Annotated in this window: 18 protein-coding genes and 1 pseudogene; 13 read left to right on the top strand and 6 right to left on the bottom strand. The window is 39.1% G+C overall.

Going from position 1 to position 17,991, the window contains the following annotated elements:
* Nucleotides 1–244: 244 nt before the first annotated feature.
* Complete coding sequence (gene prfA, locus HLH14_RS08325) at nt 245–1,333, top strand: peptide chain release factor 1 (protein ID WP_067726199.1); 1,089 nt, start codon at nt 245–247, stop codon at nt 1,331–1,333.
* On the top strand, nt 1,333–2,151 hold the full coding sequence (gene prmC, locus HLH14_RS08320; protein ID WP_067726201.1) for a peptide chain release factor N(5)-glutamine methyltransferase: 819 nt from the start codon (nt 1,333–1,335) through the stop codon (nt 2,149–2,151). The genes prfA and prmC overlap by 1 nt, the downstream gene beginning before the upstream one ends.
* Nucleotides 2,152–2,199: 48 nt before the next feature.
* Here the strand turns inward: prmC and HLH14_RS08315 are convergent, their stop codons facing one another.
* The 3 genes from HLH14_RS08315 to HLH14_RS08305 form a co-directional block, all read right to left on the bottom strand.
* Entirely contained in the window at nt 2,200–3,033 is an 834-nt protein-coding gene (locus HLH14_RS08315; RefSeq protein WP_067726203.1) for an ABC transporter permease, read from the bottom strand.
* 2 nt (nt 3,034–3,035) lie between these two features.
* Complete coding sequence (locus tag HLH14_RS08310) at nt 3,036–3,914, bottom strand: aliphatic sulfonate ABC transporter substrate-binding protein (protein WP_228283959.1); 879 nt, start codon at nt 3,912–3,914, stop codon at nt 3,036–3,038.
* Nucleotides 3,915–4,756: 842 nt separating this feature from the next.
* Entirely contained in the window at nt 4,757–5,968 is a 1,212-nt protein-coding gene (locus HLH14_RS08305; RefSeq protein ID WP_171532893.1) for a multidrug effflux MFS transporter, read from the bottom strand.
* 89 nt (nt 5,969–6,057) lie between these two features.
* Between HLH14_RS08305 and HLH14_RS08300 the strand changes: the two genes are divergently transcribed.
* The gene (locus HLH14_RS08300; protein ID WP_171532892.1) at nt 6,058–6,675 is read left to right on the top strand and encodes a TetR/AcrR family transcriptional regulator; all 618 of its coding nucleotides are present in this window, start codon (nt 6,058–6,060) and stop codon (nt 6,673–6,675) included.
* Nucleotides 6,676–6,769: 94 nt separating this feature from the next.
* Here HLH14_RS08300 and HLH14_RS08295 read toward each other — a convergent pair whose 3' ends face one another.
* Together HLH14_RS08295 and HLH14_RS08290 are read right to left on the bottom strand one after the other, a co-directional pair.
* On the bottom strand, nt 6,770–7,123 hold the full coding sequence (locus tag HLH14_RS08295) for a hypothetical protein (RefSeq protein ID WP_171532891.1): 354 nt from the start codon (nt 7,121–7,123) through the stop codon (nt 6,770–6,772).
* A 204-nt stretch (nt 7,124–7,327) separates the two neighbouring features.
* Entirely contained in the window at nt 7,328–8,350 is a 1,023-nt protein-coding gene (locus HLH14_RS08290) for an AraC family transcriptional regulator (protein WP_171532890.1), read from the bottom strand.
* A gap of 155 nt (nt 8,351–8,505) precedes the next feature.
* On the opposite strand from HLH14_RS08290, the gene HLH14_RS08285 reads away from it, so the two are divergent.
* The 10 genes and pseudogenes from HLH14_RS08285 to HLH14_RS08240 all read left to right on the top strand — a co-directional run bounded on the left by HLH14_RS08285 (nt 8,506) and on the right by HLH14_RS08240 (nt 17,417).
* Nucleotides 8,506–9,276, top strand: a complete 771-nt coding sequence (locus tag HLH14_RS08285; RefSeq protein ID WP_171532889.1) for a 3-hydroxyacyl-CoA dehydrogenase — start codon at nt 8,506–8,508, stop codon at nt 9,274–9,276.
* A gap of 259 nt (nt 9,277–9,535) precedes the next feature.
* Nucleotides 9,536–10,672 (top strand): acyl-CoA dehydrogenase family protein, encoded by a 1,137-nt coding sequence (locus HLH14_RS08280; RefSeq protein ID WP_067726218.1) that lies wholly within the window; start codon nt 9,536–9,538, stop codon nt 10,670–10,672.
* A 239-nt stretch (nt 10,673–10,911) separates the two neighbouring features.
* Complete coding sequence (locus HLH14_RS08275; protein WP_171532888.1) at nt 10,912–12,558, top strand: AMP-binding protein; 1,647 nt, start codon at nt 10,912–10,914, stop codon at nt 12,556–12,558.
* 245 nt (nt 12,559–12,803) lie between these two features.
* Nucleotides 12,804–13,061: pseudogene (locus HLH14_RS08270) on the top strand (ATP cone domain-containing protein); the annotation flags it as partial.
* A 280-nt stretch (nt 13,062–13,341) separates the two neighbouring features.
* Nucleotides 13,342–13,542 carry a hypothetical protein gene (locus tag HLH14_RS08265; RefSeq protein ID WP_171532887.1) on the top strand — a complete coding sequence of 67 codons (201 nt, stop codon included), beginning with the start codon at nt 13,342–13,344 and terminating at the stop codon, nt 13,540–13,542.
* Between the two features lie 91 nt (nt 13,543–13,633).
* Nucleotides 13,634–14,389 carry a HesA/MoeB/ThiF family protein gene (locus HLH14_RS08260; RefSeq protein ID WP_171532915.1) on the top strand — a complete coding sequence of 252 codons (756 nt, stop codon included), beginning with the start codon at nt 13,634–13,636 and terminating at the stop codon, nt 14,387–14,389.
* Nucleotides 14,390–14,447: 58 nt separating this feature from the next.
* On the top strand, nt 14,448–15,746 hold the full coding sequence (locus HLH14_RS08255; RefSeq protein WP_171532886.1) for an ABC1 kinase family protein: 1,299 nt from the start codon (nt 14,448–14,450) through the stop codon (nt 15,744–15,746).
* 120 nt (nt 15,747–15,866) lie between these two features.
* A complete protein-coding gene (gene folB, locus HLH14_RS08250; RefSeq protein WP_171532885.1) occupies nt 15,867–16,247 on the top strand; it encodes a dihydroneopterin aldolase in 381 nt (126 codons plus the stop codon).
* Entirely contained in the window at nt 16,204–16,641 is a 438-nt protein-coding gene (locus HLH14_RS08245) for a 2-amino-4-hydroxy-6-hydroxymethyldihydropteridine diphosphokinase (RefSeq protein ID WP_171532884.1), read from the top strand. The genes folB and HLH14_RS08245 overlap by 44 nt, the downstream gene beginning before the upstream one ends.
* Nucleotides 16,642–16,979: 338 nt before the next feature.
* Nucleotides 16,980–17,417: a hypothetical protein gene (locus tag HLH14_RS08240; protein WP_171532883.1), complete on the top strand. Its 438-nt coding sequence runs from the start codon at nt 16,980–16,982 to the stop codon at nt 17,415–17,417.
* 500 nt (nt 17,418–17,917) lie between these two features.
* On the opposite strand, the gene HLH14_RS16245 is transcribed toward HLH14_RS08240, so the two are convergent.
* Nucleotides 17,918–17,991, bottom strand: a 74-nt coding sequence (locus tag HLH14_RS16245; protein WP_171532914.1) for an IS3 family transposase, incomplete at its 5' end; no start/stop codon positions are given.

Genomic DNA, 17,991 nt, shown 5'->3' with positions numbered 1-17,991 from the left:
TTGTAAAGTTATATTAACAATGTTGAAAAATGCTCATAAAATAAACATTTATAAGATGAATATGAATAAAACGAGAATGGATTTAGATCCTATCTTAAAAAAATCCCTTTTTATATGTGGTTTTGTCCCCACAATATCTATGTCATTTAACCCTTAGAATCGTTACACTAGGCACAATTTTTTTTGCGCTGATCTATGTCATATAAGGCATGGAGATAGCCTTTGTATTGAGATATTTTGCAAAATGAAAGAATCGTTACGTTTACGATTAGATCAACTTTCTGACCGTCATGAAGAATTAAACGCATTGCTTGCGGATATAGAAGTCATTTCTGACAACAAACGCTTTCGTCAACTTTCGCGTGAACATAATGACTTAACGGAAATCACCGAAGTTTGGAAAAAGTACACCCAAGCTGAAAAAGACATTGAAACTGCTGAAGCCATGTTGTCCGATCCTGATTTTAAGGAAATGGCGCAGGAAGAAATTCAAGAAAATAAAGCGCTGATTTCATCTCTTGAAGCAGACTTAAATATCCTGATGATTCCGAAAGATCCGAATGATGCCAACTCTGCCTATTTGGAAATTCGTGCCGGGACGGGTGGTGATGAAGCTGCGATTTTCTCGGGTGACTTATATCGCATGTATAGCAAGTACGCTGAAGCTCAAGGCTGGAAACTAGAAATCCTGTCCGAGAATGAAGGTGAACATGGTGGTTATAAAGAAGTCATTTGCCTGATTAATGGTGAAGGCGTGTATGGTCGCCTGAAGTTTGAAAGTGGTGCGCACCGTGTACAGCGTGTACCTGCAACTGAATCACAAGGTCGAGTACATACTTCAGCTTGTACCGTTGCCATCCTTCCAGAAGTGGATGTCGATACTTCAGTTGAAATCAATTCTTCTGAACTGCGTATTGATACCTACCGTGCATCGGGTGCGGGTGGTCAGCACATTAACAAAACCGATTCTGCAGTGCGTATTACCCATTTACCAACAGGTACTGTGGTCGAATGTCAGGACGAACGTTCACAACATAAAAATAAAGCCAAAGCCATGGCTTTACTGGTTTCACGTCTGGAAAATGCCAAACGTGCGGCTGCCGATGCTGCTACCTCTGAAATGCGCCGTGACTTGGTCGGTTCAGGTGACCGTTCAGAACGTATTCGTACCTATAACTATCCGCAAGGTCGTATGACCGATCATCGTATTAACTTAACCTTATATAAGTTAGATGCCGTGATGGAAGGTGATTTAACAGAATTGCTCGACAGTTTACATCGTGAATATCAGGCGGATCAGTTAGCAATGCTCGCACAGCAGAATGGTGGATAATGAATATTGCACAGGCTTTGGCCTTACGTGGTGAAGCAGAAAGTTATGAGCGCCAAGAAAATGCTTGGTTGCTCGAACATATCACCAAAATTGATTCTTTTGATTTGATTATGAAAAAGGATCAGCAACTGACAGCTGACCAAGAAGATGCCTATATCGATGCTTTGAACCGAATAGAAGATGGTGAACCTTTGGCCTATGTCACAGGTTCACAGCCATTTTGGACACTGGATTTAAAAGTGACCAAAGATACTTTGGTGCCACGTCCAGATACTGAAGTTCTGGTGGAATCGGTTTTACATTTGGACTTGCCTGAAGATGCGCGTGTCGTTGATTTGGGTACGGGAACGGGTGCAATTGCTTTATCGCTTGCCAGCGAACGTCCTGAATGGCAAGTAACTGCAACGGATATTTATGCGCCAACTTTAGAAGTTGCGAAATTCAATGCTGAAAAGCATGATTTGAATCATGTGAAATTTTCATGTGGCAGTTGGTTTAAAGCACTAGAAAAAAACCAGTTCTTTGATGTGATTGTATCGAATCCACCCTATATTGATCCTCAGGATAAACACATTAAAGGTTTGGCGGCAGAGCCTCGACGTGCTTTGGTTGCGGGCAATAATGGTTTGGCCGATATTGAATTTATTATTCAAAACGGTAAAAAGTGGTTAACTGCCAATGGCTGGATTGCACTTGAGCATGGCTATGACCAAGCCGGTGTGGTGTATCAACTGTTTAAAAAATATGGTTATAAAGATATTCAAACCATCAAAGATTACGGTGGCAATAACCGTGTGACGATCGGCTGTTCCAAATAGTTGAAAAAGTAGTAATCGATTTAAAAAAATAAAGTGCTCAAAAGCGCTTTATTTTTTGACCACATCGCGCCAGCGTAACAGCCAGTTTTCCGCAAGTTTCATTAAACTATCGGTTATTTTTCCTAAAATGGCCAATAAGATAATCGCAATAATGACAATGTCAGGTCGTGAAGTTTCCCGTCCATCACTGAGTAAATAGCCGATCCCTTGTGTTGCGGCAATCAGTTCGGCGGCAATCATAAACATCCAGGCTAAACTTAAACTGTTGCGTAAACCGGTTAAAATGCCGGGTGAAGCGGCAGGTAAAATAATTTCTTTAATCTGCTGCAAATATTTCAAGCGATAGACTTGTGCGACTTCAATCAGTTTACGGTCTACACCCTGAATGGCGGCAACGGTATTGGTATAGGTCGGGAAAAATGCACCAATTGCAATCAGGGTGATTTTTGATGTCTCATCAATACCTAGCCATAAAAGTAAAAGTGGAATCCAGGCCAGACTTGGAATCGATTTAAGCGCTGAAAAAGAAGGTTCTAAAAACTCTTCAGCTTGCTTGTTTAAACCGACCAGAATGGCAAAAACCAGAGCAAGACCACTGCCGATAAAGAAACCTAAAAATACCCGCCAAGTACTGGTCCAGATATGCAGCCACAAATCGCCTGTAGACAGTTCTAAGAAAGAGTCCCACAAGCTACTCGGTGCTGGGAGCAAGTAAGGTTCTATAAAACTATTTTTAACTAAAATTTCACAAAGGATGAGTAAAAAAACAGGAATGACCAGCCCCTTGAGCTTGCTTATTAATTTAAGCAAGCGAGGAGCTGTGGCGCTGCTATCAACTTTAGGTTTAATAGCTGCCTTATGGGGTGTTACAGGCAAACTCATTATTACTTCACAACCTTCTGCGCATATTTTGCATCAAACAGTTGATCAATCACCTGATTCACATTGGTGCTTGGGCGAACCAAAGCTTCTTCAGTCAAAATGCTGCCCGATTTTTTCAAGGCATTGGTGTGTTTTGCGGTCGGTATATTTTGTTCAAAATTGGTTCGGCTGAGTTGAAGTTTGGCTACTGCAATGGGTAGCTTGGATTCACGCGCCAGCAATTCTGCCAGTTTATCCGGATTGGTTTTGGCCCATTTACGTGCCTGTTCATAGGCTTTAATCACCGCTTCAATGGCTTCAGGACTTTGTTTGGCGAATTGCTCTTTGGTACTCAATACGCTGTAACTGTTAAAACCGACATTTCGATAGAGTAGTTTTGCACCAGATTGTACTTGAGCAGATGCCATCAAGGGATCTAAACCTGCCCAGGCATCGACTTGTCCACGCTCAAGTGCTGTTTTACCATCAGGATGTTGCAGGTGTACCAGTTGAACATCCTTTTTATTCAGGCCTGCAGTTTCAAGTGCCTGTAATGTGAATAGGAAAGGATCTGTCCCTTTGGTTGCTGCAATTTTCTTACCTTTTAAATCTTTTAGGCTTTTAATCGGAGAGTTTTTTGCAACGACTAAAGCTGTCCATTCAGGCTGACTTTGGATATATACAGTTTTAATCGGGCTACCATTGGCACGGCTGAGTGCTGCAGCTAAACCTGCCGTTGAGGAAAAATCCACACTATCACTATTTAAATATTCGAGTGAACGGTTACTGCCTTGGCTAAATACCCATTTAATTTGAGTTTTAGGCAAAGCTTTTTCCAAAAGTTTTTGTTCCTTAACCACTAAACTGGTAGGCGCATAATAAGCATAATCCAGCTTAAGCATATCGGGGATCGCGGCTAGACTATAATGACTTGCCAAGCTCAGTGTAATTACACTCAGTATTTTAGTTTTAAAGCCAAAAAATTGCATATAAACCCCATTCATTAAATTATTAGAACTATGTATGCAGCGAATAGTGCCAGTGAATAACGCGGCAAGACAAAAGAGTAATTTTTATAAAATTATCTTAATTCTAGATATGTTAAGTTTTATATTGTAAGTTTTTGAATTTTATTGGTTTTAATTTTAGTTTTGCAATATTTATGACTATATATTAAAAACATACATCGGCATGAATAAAAGTAAAATAAAAAGTATTTTAAAATGGAGGGTTATAGGATGAAATTTCATTGTAATTATAATGTAATTACATGGTGGGTGAGCGAATAAAAAAGCCGACATTTACCTAATGCTGATCAGTTAAGAGATTGGACCATAAACTCCTTAGCTTTTGAGTTATTCACAGCGGAGTCTTATCTGTTTAAATTAAATATTTGTAGTTCGTCAGTTCTTTTGTTTAGCCAAATGAGAAGCGAAGCTTCGCAAGAAAAGCATCTTATAAAGACTTTAAATAATTTATTTAAAGTCTTTTCATCGCAAAACTCGTCTATTACCACCGAGTAGTAAATCTATCGCAGAAACAGTAGCTTATTAGTCTTGCGGTGCAATGCGCCTCATGCCTCAAACAGTTGCGAATGACGTTTCCGCGTATCAAATAACATGATAATTTATAATAAAAAATGCCAGTCAATTTCTTAACTGACTGGCATTACGATATTTACCGGCATTTTTATTGCACATTTAAATAGCCATTTATTTAAATAATAGACGATTTAAACAAAAGATTACTTAAATGAAGGCTGTTGTACATCAGCATCTTGTTTTTCAAATAAGGTATTGCACATCAGTGCTGAAACCAGAGCGCAGACAAAAATAACCAGAATCAGTCCTAAACTACCCCAAGCAGCTAAAGCCCCAGTGATCGCAGAAACAAGCGCACCTGTACCGAACTGCATTGAACCTAAAAGTGCAGAAGCCGTTCCTGTATGTTCATGTTGGTGCATTAAAGCGAGTTGACTGCCGGTAGGCATAATAAAACCGAGTAAGGTCACGGCAATAAACAGTCCAGCGCATACGATATACAAATTGTGATAGCCCATGCAAAGCAAGCTAAACAGTAAACCAATGACAATGAAGTAAGCCGTATTGACTAGACGATATGTTTTTAAAGCGCCAAATTTTTGATGCAATTTAGGATTAAAAATGGCTGCGGCAACCAGTCCTAAAGCATTGATGGCGAATAACACACTAAATTGTGTTGCAGTGAGTTTGTATTCAGTAATGAAAACACTTGCAGAACCGGCCAAGTATGCAAAGAAACCGGCTTGTGCAATACAAAGGGTCAGTGCATAGACAATAAATTTTCGATCAAAATAAATTTTAAAATAATGATGAAACGTTTTAGAAAGTTTGAATGAAGCACTGTGTTGTTTAGAGCACGTTTCTGGCAATAAGCTTGCACATGCAATGAAAACAATTGCAGCATAAACTGCTAAAAAGATGAAAATAGCACGCCATGATTCTAAATGCTGTAAGCCATTACCAATCAGTGGAGCCAGTATCGGTGATAGGCCCAGAATCGCCAAAACCATTGACATCATTTTGCCCATCATTGGCCCCTGATACAGGTCTTTAATAATGGCAAAGGCAATCACCATACCAATAGATCCACCCAAACCCTGGATTAAGCGTAAAAAGTGTAATTGCATCACTGATTCTGCAAATGCACAACCGATCGAGCCTAAAACAAAGATGCTTAGACCCAGATAAATTATCGGTTTGCGACCAAATTTATCTGATAAAGGTCCGTAAAAAAGCTGACCAAACATCAAGCCTAAGAAAAATGTCATTAAACTGAGTTGAATCGCACCTTCTGTACAATTCAACGATGCGGCCATAGCAGGAATACTGGGTAAATACATATCAATCCCGAGCGGACCAATAGTACTGAGTGCCGCAATGAGCAGCGGTGTGGTACGATTTGCAGAAGAAGTCATGAGTGCCTAAGATGTGATCTTTTTTTTACAAGGTGCACATTAGAAACCAATGAGTTTCCTAAGTCAAGAAAACCTGATGAGTGAGTCAAATGACGAAAATTGGTCGGCCATTGGTAATGCCAGTAGAAGATCGGTGTAAAGAAATTTATGCTGCTGCAGAAAAACTCTTTGGTGAAAAGGGTTTTGCAAATGTGACGATGGCTGAAATTGCGACTGCAACAGGAATGTCAAAAAAGACCTTATATGTGCATTTTTCCGATAAAAGAGAATTACTCAATTCGCTTATCTCTTCTTCATATCTGTGGGCAGAACAGACTGTTGATTTTAAAAATGAAGATAATCCTATTCATGCCTTGAAACAGCATCTCAAAATGATTGCTGAATATGTGCTGTCTGAACGGCATTTGAAATTATGCCGTTTAGCGATTGCGGAAAATTATGGCTTGGAGGGGATGGCTGAAACCTTTTATCAAATGGGCATTGCAACGAGTCGGCAAAGCTTGATTGACTCGATTCAGCGTATTCCAGATTCACAGCATAAGCTGCAATTAGACTTGGTTTTGCTGGCAGATATGCTATTTGGGGCAGTGATTGGCAAGTTATTGATTGATGCCTTAATGGGCGCTCAAAATACTGTGATTGATCTGCTGCCGATTCAGCAAAAAATAGAACTGGTGGTCAATGCCATGTTTCAAGTAAATGAATAAAAAGAAATATTGTGTTGATGTGTAATAAAAATAGATTAAATTGATCCAAAGAAAAAGCGACTCACTGGAGTCGCTTTTTTGATTTATTTCAGATTTATACCGGGAAATCTTGCAAGCAATCTGATATTTCTAATTGTGTAAGTGCATCCGTTTCGAGTGCTAAACAAAGCGCCACAATTTTTGCAGTATCTGCAAGATATTGATCATCTTTTAAAGCTGCACCTGTTTGTAAAGCTTGGATACGGTCAGCGCTGATATCCAGTGCCTGAGCTGACTCAATGGCATCTGCACGATTAAAAAAGCTGACGACAGCCTTTTGAAGGGCAGAATCAGAAGCATTTAAAATACCTTGATTCAATAGCTCATCAAATTGAGAAGTGTGAGTGTTGAGAGAATGAGTAAAATTTTGCACTAAGCTTTGCTCTAGTACATCAATCATCTTAAGCATGTCAGAACCTTTAATTTAAGGTGATTCCACGAGGAGGAGAACAGCAGGTCAAGCATAAAACTATGCTTTTAAATTGAGTGAAAAATAACCTATTTTGGAACTTTATGCAAATATCTTTCGATGAATGGAACATCGATTTTTTAAGCCAATGAAAACTTTGGAAATTATTAAATAATGATTTTAGCCTATGTAAATATAAGTCACTTATTGCTCTTTATGCTGACGATAAGCCCCCGGACTGACACCTGTCCATTTCTTGAAAGCACGATGAAATGCACTTGGATCATGAAAGCTCAATTCATCACTAATGTCTTGTAGGGTTTTGTCTGTTTTGGTGAGAAATTCAATTGCGGTATCACGTCGGATATCATTTTTTAATTGTTGATAACTGACCCCTTCACTTTTTAAGCGTCTTTGAATGGTGGCATCCGACATATTTAAACGCTGTGCAATTTCATTCAGTTCTAACCATTCAGCAGGTGGAACATTCATTAAATGTTTACGTATTTGAGAGCTAATGGCATTCGGATTTTTAAAGCGTACCAATAGATTGTGTGGCGTTTGCTGAATGAACCGATACCACGATTGCATATCTTGCTTGATCTGAATGTTCAAATAATTGGCATCAAACTGAATGTAGTTTTCATTGCTATTGTATTGAATATTTTCACAAAACCGGACTTTATAGTCTTGATCATCCAGTGGAGCATCGCATTTGAGTTGAATCTGTTTGAGTAAAATTCTTTGCCCGCTTAACCAGCACATCAAGCCATGAATCAGCATTAAATAGGTGGCATAACTGAACATTCTTTTGGTCTGCTTTTGCTCGTAAATCACGATATAAGCATAGTTTTCCTGAACAAATAACTGGCTCATAAAATCATCCAGAACCAGATTCAAAAACTGCAAAATATGTTGAACTGCTTTTTCCAGTGTTTCGGCATGCATGACGGATTTTGATAACAGTTTAAAACTGCCGCGACGCATCGGATGGCTATCCATGCCAAAAAACTCGTCGTTCATGGCATCCGCCAGTTCGGTCCAAAGCTGAGCATATTGTGAAACGGAAACACGTGCTTTACTGGATTGCATTAACTCAACAGGAATGCCTGATTTGAGTAGGATATTCTGTGTGTTTAATCCTTGATGATCGGCAGACAATAGTGCCTCATGCACCAGACTGATTGAGATTGTTCCTTTGCTATCGTTTAAATCTTGTTCATTCATGTACTGATGTCCATGTTCAGTTCATTTGTGCGATAGATTGGACTGTCCGAATCCATCATTCAGGATGCATTATTTGGAAATTGTACTCTAGCTTAACTGCATTTACTCTGCATCTTAAGTCGAGTGTTCATACAAAGAATTGGCAGGAAAACAAAATGAAAATTCAAGGAAAAGTGTTTGTTGTGACAGGTGGTGCATCAGGTTTAGGTGCAGCAACAGCAACGTATTTGGTCGGTCAAGATGCAAAAGTCATCATGGTCGATATGAATCAAGAGCTAGGCCTGGAAATGCAACAGCGTTTAGGTGAGCACTCAGTATTTGTCAAACTGGATGTGACTGATGAACACGCAGTAAAAGTATTTTTTGACAATGTTGAAAAAGAGTATGGCCAGTTAAACGGTCTGGTCAACTGCGCAGGAATTGCACCCTCTGCTAAAGTGCTTGGGCGTGATGGCATGCATGACTTTGCCATGTTCCAAAAAGTGTTGAATATTAATGTCATCGGCACATTCAACATGATTCGTTTTGCTGCAAATTTAATAGCAAAATATGAATTAAAAGCAGGTGAAGAAGAACGTGGTGTGATTGTAAATACAGCTTCAGTTGCCGCATTTGATGGTCAAATTGGTCAGTCCGCTTATGCAGCATCTAAAGGTGCCGTGGTTGCCATGACTTTACCTTTGGCACGTGAGCTTGCACGTGAAGCCATTCGCGTGATGACCATCGCGCCCGGCATTATGGAAACCCCAATGTTGAAAGGCATGCCACAAAATGTACAGGATGCTTTGGGACAGATGGTGCCGTTTCCACCACGGTTAGCCAAACCAGAAGAGTTTGCGCATTTGGTCGGACATATTTTTGAAAATGCGTATTTGAATGGTGAAGTGATTCGTCTGGATGGTGCGATTCGTATGGCACCTAGATAAAACAGCAAATATGAAAACAACATGGAAGCACTACCTTGCTCATAACCTCAAATTTTGATCTTCATTTAATTGTGGTTGCGTAGGTATTGCCTTCCTTTTGAAGGATCAAAAGGAACAAAAATCCTTTGCTGGACTGAAGATACATCCGTATATCTCAGTCCAGCGGGCGACATCCATGTCGCCCTGCGCGATAGCAATGACTTATTAATGTTCCAGTATTCAAACCGCAATTTATAAATTTAAAGAAAAGGGACGCTCAATGATTTTAAATGATGAACAAAAGATGGTTCAGGACATGTTGCGCAACTATTCGCAAAACAAGCTGAAACCAACTGCAGCAGAACGGGATAAAACAGCCAGATTTCCTGCACAAGAATTAAAAGAATTGGGTGAACTTGGCGCTTTAGGCATGACTGTGTCAGAACAATGGGGCGGTGCGGGCCTAGATTATGTATCACTCGTAGCAGCTTTAGAGGAAATTGCCGCAGGTGATGGTGCGATTTCTACCATTGTCAGTGTCCAAAACTCGCTACCTTGCGGGATTACCCAACGCTACGGTACAGAAGAACAGAAACAAAAATATCTAACCAAACTTGCGACAGGTGAATGGCTAGGATGTTTTTGCTTAACTGAACCACAAGCGGGTTCGGATGCCGGTGCACTTGAATGCAAGGCAGAACGTGATGGTGATTTTTGGGTATTGAATGGCACAAAACAGTTCATTACCACAGGTAAATATGCCCAAGTTGCAATTGTCTTTGCAGTTACGGATAAAGCTGCTGGTAAAAAAGGTATTTCCTGTTTCTTGGTGCCGACAGATACCGAAGGTTATATCGTCTCGCGCCTTGAAGAAAAAATGGGACAACATTGTTCAGATACCGCAACCATCATCTTTGAAAATTGTCGAATTCCTGCCGAAAATCTGTTAGGCAAGGAAGGTGAAGGCTACAAAATTGCATTATCAAATCTGGAATCGGGTCGAATTGGTATTGCTGCACAATCAGTCGGTATGGCACGTGCGGCTTTGGATGCCGCGGTAGAATATGCCAATCAACGTAAGGCTTTTGGTGTGGAAATTGTTCAACACCAAGCTGTGGCATTTCGTCTAGCGGATATGGCCACCCAAATTGAAGCTGCACGGCAACTGATTTTCCATGCTGCGACTTTAAAAGATGCAGGCTTGCCGTGTTTAAAAGAAGCATCGATGGCAAAACTGTTTGCATCCACTATGGCAGAACGCGTCTGTTCAGATGCCATTCAAATTCATGGTGGTTATGGCTATGTATCTGATTTTCCAGTAGAGCGGATTTACCGTGATGTACGGGTTAGCCAAATCTATGAAGGCGCATCCGACATTCAGCGCTTAGTCATTGCGCGTGAGGTCACTAAAATCTAAAGAGCGATTTAGCTGTGATTAAATTTTAGACTTTAGTGGGTGCTCAAATCCTGCACATTTTTTGATGGATGAGGAAATTGCAGGATGTCTTTAATCATGTTTATCTAGGTGAATAGTGAAGCTAAAAGATTAAAAAATGCTGAAGGAATTTTGGCATTTTTAGAGTGAGAACAATAAGCAAAATGGATCAAACAAGGCAGGAGCTTTGTTTATAAAATAACGGATGAGAGGTTGTCGCCATGAAGACACTACAACAAGCATATCAAGAGTTTAATTTTGATGATTTTCTCGCGGAACAACTGGTTGGTACAGCTCAGGCAGTCAATGCCTATGTCGAATGTTGTGAGCGTTATCTCGGTTCAAATAAAATAGCCCTAATCTGGGAAGGCAAAAATGGCGAATCTGCAGAGTGGACATTTGAGCAACTTGCAGACGCTTCTGGAAAATTAGCCAACTACTTTACTTCGCTTGGCTTGAAAGCAGGTGATTGTATCGCAGGTTTATTGCCACGTACCCCTGAATTGCTGATTACGATTTTAGCGACTTGGCGCATGGGTGCAATTTATCAGCCATTGTTTACAGCGTTTGAGTCGAAAGCAATTGAACACAGAATTAATACTGCCAAAACCCAATTGATTGTGACCAATGAAGAACAACGTTCAAAACTGAATAGTGTCGCTGTCCCGCATATTTTAACGGTGTATCAAACCAATACATTAAGTCATCAGGATGATGATTTCTGGACAGAACTGACCAAGCAATCTTCATCTTTTAAACCTGTGATGCAAAGCTTTGAAGATGATTTCCTGATGATGTTTACCTCAGGAACCACAGGTTTAGCAAAATCAGTTCCTGTTCCTTTAAAGGCGGTGCTGGCATTTAAAGGTTATATGACTTATGCAGTGGATTTACGTGAAGAAGATTCTTTCTGGAATCTGGCCGATCCGGGTTGGGCATATGGCTTGTATTACGGTATTACCGGACCTTTAAGCCTAGGTCATAGCATCATTATGGATGAACGTGCATTTAGTGTAGATAACGCCGTGCAAGTGATTCAGAAATATAAAGTCAGTAATTTAACTGGCTCACCAACGGCATTTCGGATGTTCTTTGGATTTAAAGAAAAATTTGATCCCTCAATTAAAGAACATTTGCGTGTGGTTAGCAGTGCAGGTGAGCCTTTAACACCTGAAGTGATTCACTGGTTTAACCATGATTTAAATGTGAATATTTATGATCAATATGGTCAGACTGAACTGGGAATGGTGATTGCCAATCATCATGCATTGGAACATGAAAAGAAAGTCGGTTCAGCGGGTTATGCCATTCCGGGACATCGCTTTGCAGTATTGAATAAAGATAACCAAGAAGTGGAAAAAGGCGGTATTGGAACACTTGCGATTGATAATTCACAATCACCATTGGCCTGGTTTAAAGGTTATGACGGACATAACCGTAAATCCTTTGTCGGTCATTATTATTTAACCGGTGATACGGTTAAATTAAATGAGTTTGGTGGGGTGGATTTTATTGGTCGTGCTGACGATGTAATTACAACGTCAGGCTATCGTGTGGGGCCTTTCGATGTTGAAAGCACTTTGCTTGAATGCGAAGAAGTTTTGGAGTCGGCTGTGATTGGGAAACCGGATCCAGAGCGCACTGAAGTGGTCAAAGCTTTTGTGGTCCTTAAACCGCAATTTTCAGCTTCAGATGAATTAAGTCGTAAGCTTCAGGAATATGTACGTTCACGTTTATCGAAGCATGCTTATCCGAAGGAGATTGAATTTGTAGAAGGTTTACCTAAAACCTCAAGTGGCAAAATTCAGCGGAATTTACTCAAGCAACAGGAAATTGCAAAAATGCAGGGCATTCAAAAAGTCAGTTAAACCATTTTTAAGTTTTTAAAAGTTCCATGCTATTGCACCCGAAAGGGTGCTTTTTTATGATTTTAACTTTTAAAATAAATTATTGAATATCAATATTGCTCTACTCTTAATTTTCCCGTATCTTGTGTTTAATTCGATTTTAAACCACTAGTTCTTGTGTTTATTCCTCAAACACTGAGATGAGATTTCGTCCAGTTCAAATGGTCCACATACATAACAATAGATGACAATGGAGCTATGCCAACATGAGCGTAATAACTTCAATTCCTGGTCAACTTCAGGTGATTAAACGCACCGGTGATATTGCTACTTTTGATGCAGAGAAAATCTCTGTCGCGATAGGTAAAGCTTTCTTGGCTGTAGAAGGTCAACAAAGCGCTGATTCAAGCCGTATTCATGATCGTATAGAACAACTTACCGAAATGGTGACGAATACTTTTAACCGTCGTTTACCATCAGGCGGTACGATTCATGTAGATGAAATTAAAGAAGTTCTTAATCTAAAAGTTAATTCGCATTTTTTAAATTTTTCAATTAAAGGATTATTAAAACAGCAATTAGTAGCTCTATGTTCAGCATTTATTAAACAATTAGATATGATTTATTTGCCAATAATACTTAAAACTATTCGTAATTTTTCACTACAAAAACAAATAGCTATTTCTTTCTAACAGGCTTTTTAAATGTCCCAACGTAATTTAATTACACGTTTGGGATTCATTACTGTTTATTATTGATCACAAGCGTGTAGCCCCAAACTGCTCTTAATTCGGAGTAAATATAATGGCTAGACGTAAGAAAAAGCCAAAAAACAGTAATGGCAAAAAATTAAATTCTCAATCAAGATTTATAGAATTAAAAATTGAAAAACATACAGCTTATATAAAGTTGGTAGTAGAAATTTTTAAATGTATAAATTTACTTTTGATAGAACTTAAACTGGATAACTGGTTGATACCAATTATAAAAGCGTTTTTATCTTAATACTGTTTTATCTGTTTCTAAAAAACAGATGGTATAAACTACTACTGTCTGTTTTTTATGATGGAAATTTTAAGTGACCAACCCACTCGATATGGACTTAGAGTTAAGTGACGCAGAAATGCATCTTTATAGCCGTCAGATTCTTCTTGATGGCTGGGATATTGAAGCACAGGAAAAACTCAAACTTGCCAATGTCTTAATTGTCGGTTGCGGTGGAATCGGTTGTACAACCGCAGAACTTCTAGCTCGTGCGGGTGTGGGGCAAATTACCTTGATTGATGCTGATACGATCGAAATGAGTAATCTACAGCGCCAAATAGCCTATGTAGAAGAAAATATTGGTTTCTATAAATCTGAAATACTGGCTAAACGTTTAAAGCAGATTAATCCACATATTCGTGTTCAATCTCTAACTGTAAAACTTGATGAAAGCAATGCAGAACAACTGATCTCAAATCAAGATTTGGTTTTGGATGGCTGTGATAACTTCACTACACGTTATTTGGTCAATCAAGTCTGCAAGCAATTCAATGTACCTTTAATCAGTGCTTCTGCCATTGGTTTTCAGGGACAACTATTTATGGTTGAAGGGGAATCGGCGTGTTATGAATGTCTATTTCCCAAAGAGCAACATGCCAATGAAAACCTGCGCTGTGCAGATTCAGGTGTATTAGCGACCACGCCTAATGTGATGGCAAGCCTGCAAGCTCATCACGCCTTACTGTATTTGGGGTTAGGTAAAACGCCACTCAAGCAGAAACTGCTGCTTTGGGATGGTTTAAGCATGAAACAGCGCTTGCTCGCTTTCGAAAAAGATACAGATTGTTCAATCTGTCAGGCAAGATAGAACTGCAAACCCATATTTTTTTGCTACACTTCCTACAATTTAATTCTAAGCTGACATTATGAAAAACAATATCTGGTTAGATGGACTGCGTTCAGTTGCCCGTGTGGGTGAAACCGCTGTCATTGCAGCAAAAGCCGGCATTAAATACGCCACAGAAAAACCAAGTAACGCAAAATTGATGCGTGAAACTTTTGAATCCTTAGGTTCAACTTATATTAAGCTGGGGCAGTTTATTGCCAGTACACCTTCATTGTTTCCACGTGAATATGTTGAAGAATTTCAGGGCTGTTTAGATCAAACTCCATCTTTGCCATTTAGCTATGTGCAAGGGGTTTTGGCCTCTGAATTTGCAGGCAGAAATTTAGATGAAATCTTTGCTTCGATTGACGAAAAGCCTTTAGCTTCAGCATCTATTGCACAAGTTCACGCAGCTAAACTGGTGACAGGCGAAGATGTGGTGATTAAAGTGCAAAAGCCGGGTGTAGAAACCATTCTTTATACCGACTTAAATGTCTTGCACTGGGCAACCAAAATTCTGGAAAAAGCGGTACCGAAAGTTAAATTTGCATCACTTGCCGATATTGTCGATGAAATTAAAACCCGTATGGTGCGTGAAGTTGACTTTATTGAAGAAGCGCAAAACCTGGATGATTTCGTGAATTATCTAAATGTGACGCAAAACCAGAAAGCGACTGCACCAAAGGTTTATCATCAATATTCAACCCGCCGTGTATTGACCATGCAACGTTTGTATGGCGTACCATTGACGGATTTTGATGTGGTAAAAAAGGTATCTAAAGACCCATCACAAGTTTTAATTACCGCCATGAATACCTGGTTCGGCAGCTTGATGATGTGTAATAGCTTCCATGCCGATTTGCATGCCGGTAATCTGATGCTGCTTGAAGATGGTCGTGTCGGTTTTATCGATTTTGGTATTGTCGGTCAGCTTAATCCGGAAGTGTGGACAGCCTGTATCGCATTTATGGATGCACTGCAAAAAACTGATTACAACTTGATGGCAGAAAACATGCTGAAAATGGGCATGACGGATAAGCAGATTGATACTCAAGTTTTAGCGGCTGACCTAGAACGTCTATTTAGTGGGGTATTACTTGCCGATCCGCAGGAATTACTCACTTCAAACCCTGCTGATTTAAATGACATCATGATGGATATGGTTGGTGTAGGCGAGCGTCATGGTATTCGCTTCCCACGCGACTTTGCATTGTTGTTTAAACAAATGCTGTATTTCGATCGCTTTATGCGCATTCTTGCACCATATACCGATATTTATGCAGACCAAAGACTGCAAATGGTGCAAACTCTTGATCCGAATGTGTTGTTAAAAAACTAAGTTATTTTTAAGAAAACCCCCCTAAATCCCACTTTTTCAAAGAGGGACTTAAAAGCTCCTCCCTTTAAAAAAGGGAGGTTGGGAGGGATTAAAAAATTAAAGTCAGTTAAGGGTAAAGATATGGATGCAATTATTATTGAAGGTTTAAAGGTCGAAACAGTGGTGGGATGTTTCAATTGGGAACGTCAAATCATCCAGCCTTTAATGCTTGATATGACCATCCAGACCAGTTTGGAACAGGCTTCTAATTCAGATGAACTGGAACATACGCTAAATTATGCGGAGATTTGCGAAATTTCTGCCACGGTTATTCAAAAAGCACAGCCAAAATTGATTGAACATGCAGCAAAGCTTGTTCTAAATGCGCTTTTTACTACCTTTCCTGCGGTTGAATCGATTATGATTACGATCCGTAAGCCTGCCATTATCGCGCAAGCAAATTCTGTAGGAATTCGTCTTGAACGCCACCGAAACGATATTCGCCTTAACTCTGGCGAGTAATTGTCATCCTGAACACCATTTTAAGCAGGCATTTGCCCAGATTGCTGAAATTGGACAGGTTCAATTCTCTGAAATTTATTTAATTCCATGTCGCGATGGCGTGGGTGCAGATTATTGGAATGCTGCGTGTTTGCTCAAAAGTAAAATGAGCGTCGAAGAAATGACCTCTATCCTCAAAAAAATGGAAGATGATTCAGGCCGTGTACGTCCGTCGCATCAAATTTCTTTGGATGTGGATCTGATTGCATGGGGCGAAGACTTATCTCATATGCAATTTAATCCGAACAAATTACCCCTCGCAACTGATGTCAAAATTCCAATGCTGGATATTTGGCAGAGTGTTGAGTTTCAACACGAAAAGCATGAATTTCCAATTGTACATTGGGTAGATTAACTTTTACTAAGTTCATCAGAGGATAAATTTTAGTTTTAAAATAGCCTAAGCAAATTATGACTTTAATCTAAAAGTATTATTCAAGTTGGCTCTAACAACAGAAAATATGGCAATAGGTGAGTGTTGGTAGAATTTGACTGATTAAAATTGTAAAAAAATGATCGAATTTTAGATGCGGAACGTGAAAAATCATTCAAAAAACCTGATCTGTAAGGGTAGAAAATTTTTATTTGAATTAAATTATTGATTTATAAAAAATTTACATTTACAGAGGCAAAGCTCTTTGCGAGAATCGGTATAGTGGTAATATTTATCGAGTAAAGAAGAGAATTAAGTTAATGAAATACTCAAAAGAAAAAATAGTAAAAGCCCTATTACTTGCTCCGTTACCATTACTTTTCTTTGCAGTATTGTTCTTTATCATAATGAATCGTGAATACAGCTTATATTCAATTTTTGTGGTTTTTGTAGGGCATGCTCTTGTTTATTTAGCTTATTGTATTTTAACTGTACCACTCACTTTTTTGTTCTCTATTCTTTTAGATCGTTATTTCGCTCTCAACTTACTAACTATCTGTATAAGCTCTCTAGCTGTTGCTATACCATTTTTTATTCTTTTGGGATGGGGGCATACGGGAGAAATTTCTGAAGAATGGTGGATGATGTACACGAATATACAAACCATTTTTATGGCTCTATTTCCAGGCTTATGTTATTGGCTATTTTTGATTAGCCTAAAAGATAAGAAATTAAAAGCTATTGAACAAACTACTTAGTAGAGATTCTTAAATATTCCTAAAATTAACATAATGCACGTTATACAAAATTTAATTGAAATAATATTGTAATATCAATAAGTTAACATAAAAGAAAAACTAGAAATATCAGCAGAATCCCGGCTTGGAAACAAGTCGAATTTTTTTAATCAATTTTGATAGTTTTTACCAATTAATTCGCTTAATAAGTAATCAAATTAATGCTTTATTGTGAGTTATCACTCCTACCAGATCAGAAAGACTCCCTAATTTCTTCGGATAAAAAGGGGGTAGTTTTTAGCCGAGCGTGTACGCATTTGCTCACAACAATTACAGCCCTTTGCGTCTAGGCGATCTGGGGTTTATTTCTTATGATGGGGACATAGAGAACAGGATGTTCCAAACAATAAAAAGAATAAAAAACAACATAAGGAATGTGCGGTACGACAGGAGTTATACCTAAGCAGCAAATACGAAAAAGCCCAACAGGATGATCTGACCCCCAAAAGTTAGACAGTAAGTTAGGCAATTTCTAAGGACTGATTTCTGTATTCTACAGGGGTCAGTCCTTTCAATTTAACCTTGATTCTTTCAT

This window comes from Acinetobacter terrae, assembly GCF_013004375.1.
In the GTDB taxonomy this organism is placed as follows: Bacteria; Pseudomonadota; Gammaproteobacteria; order Pseudomonadales; family Moraxellaceae; genus Acinetobacter; species Acinetobacter terrae.
Note: the sequence above shows the minus strand (reverse complement) of the source record. Positions and strands in the feature narration are given on the sequence as shown.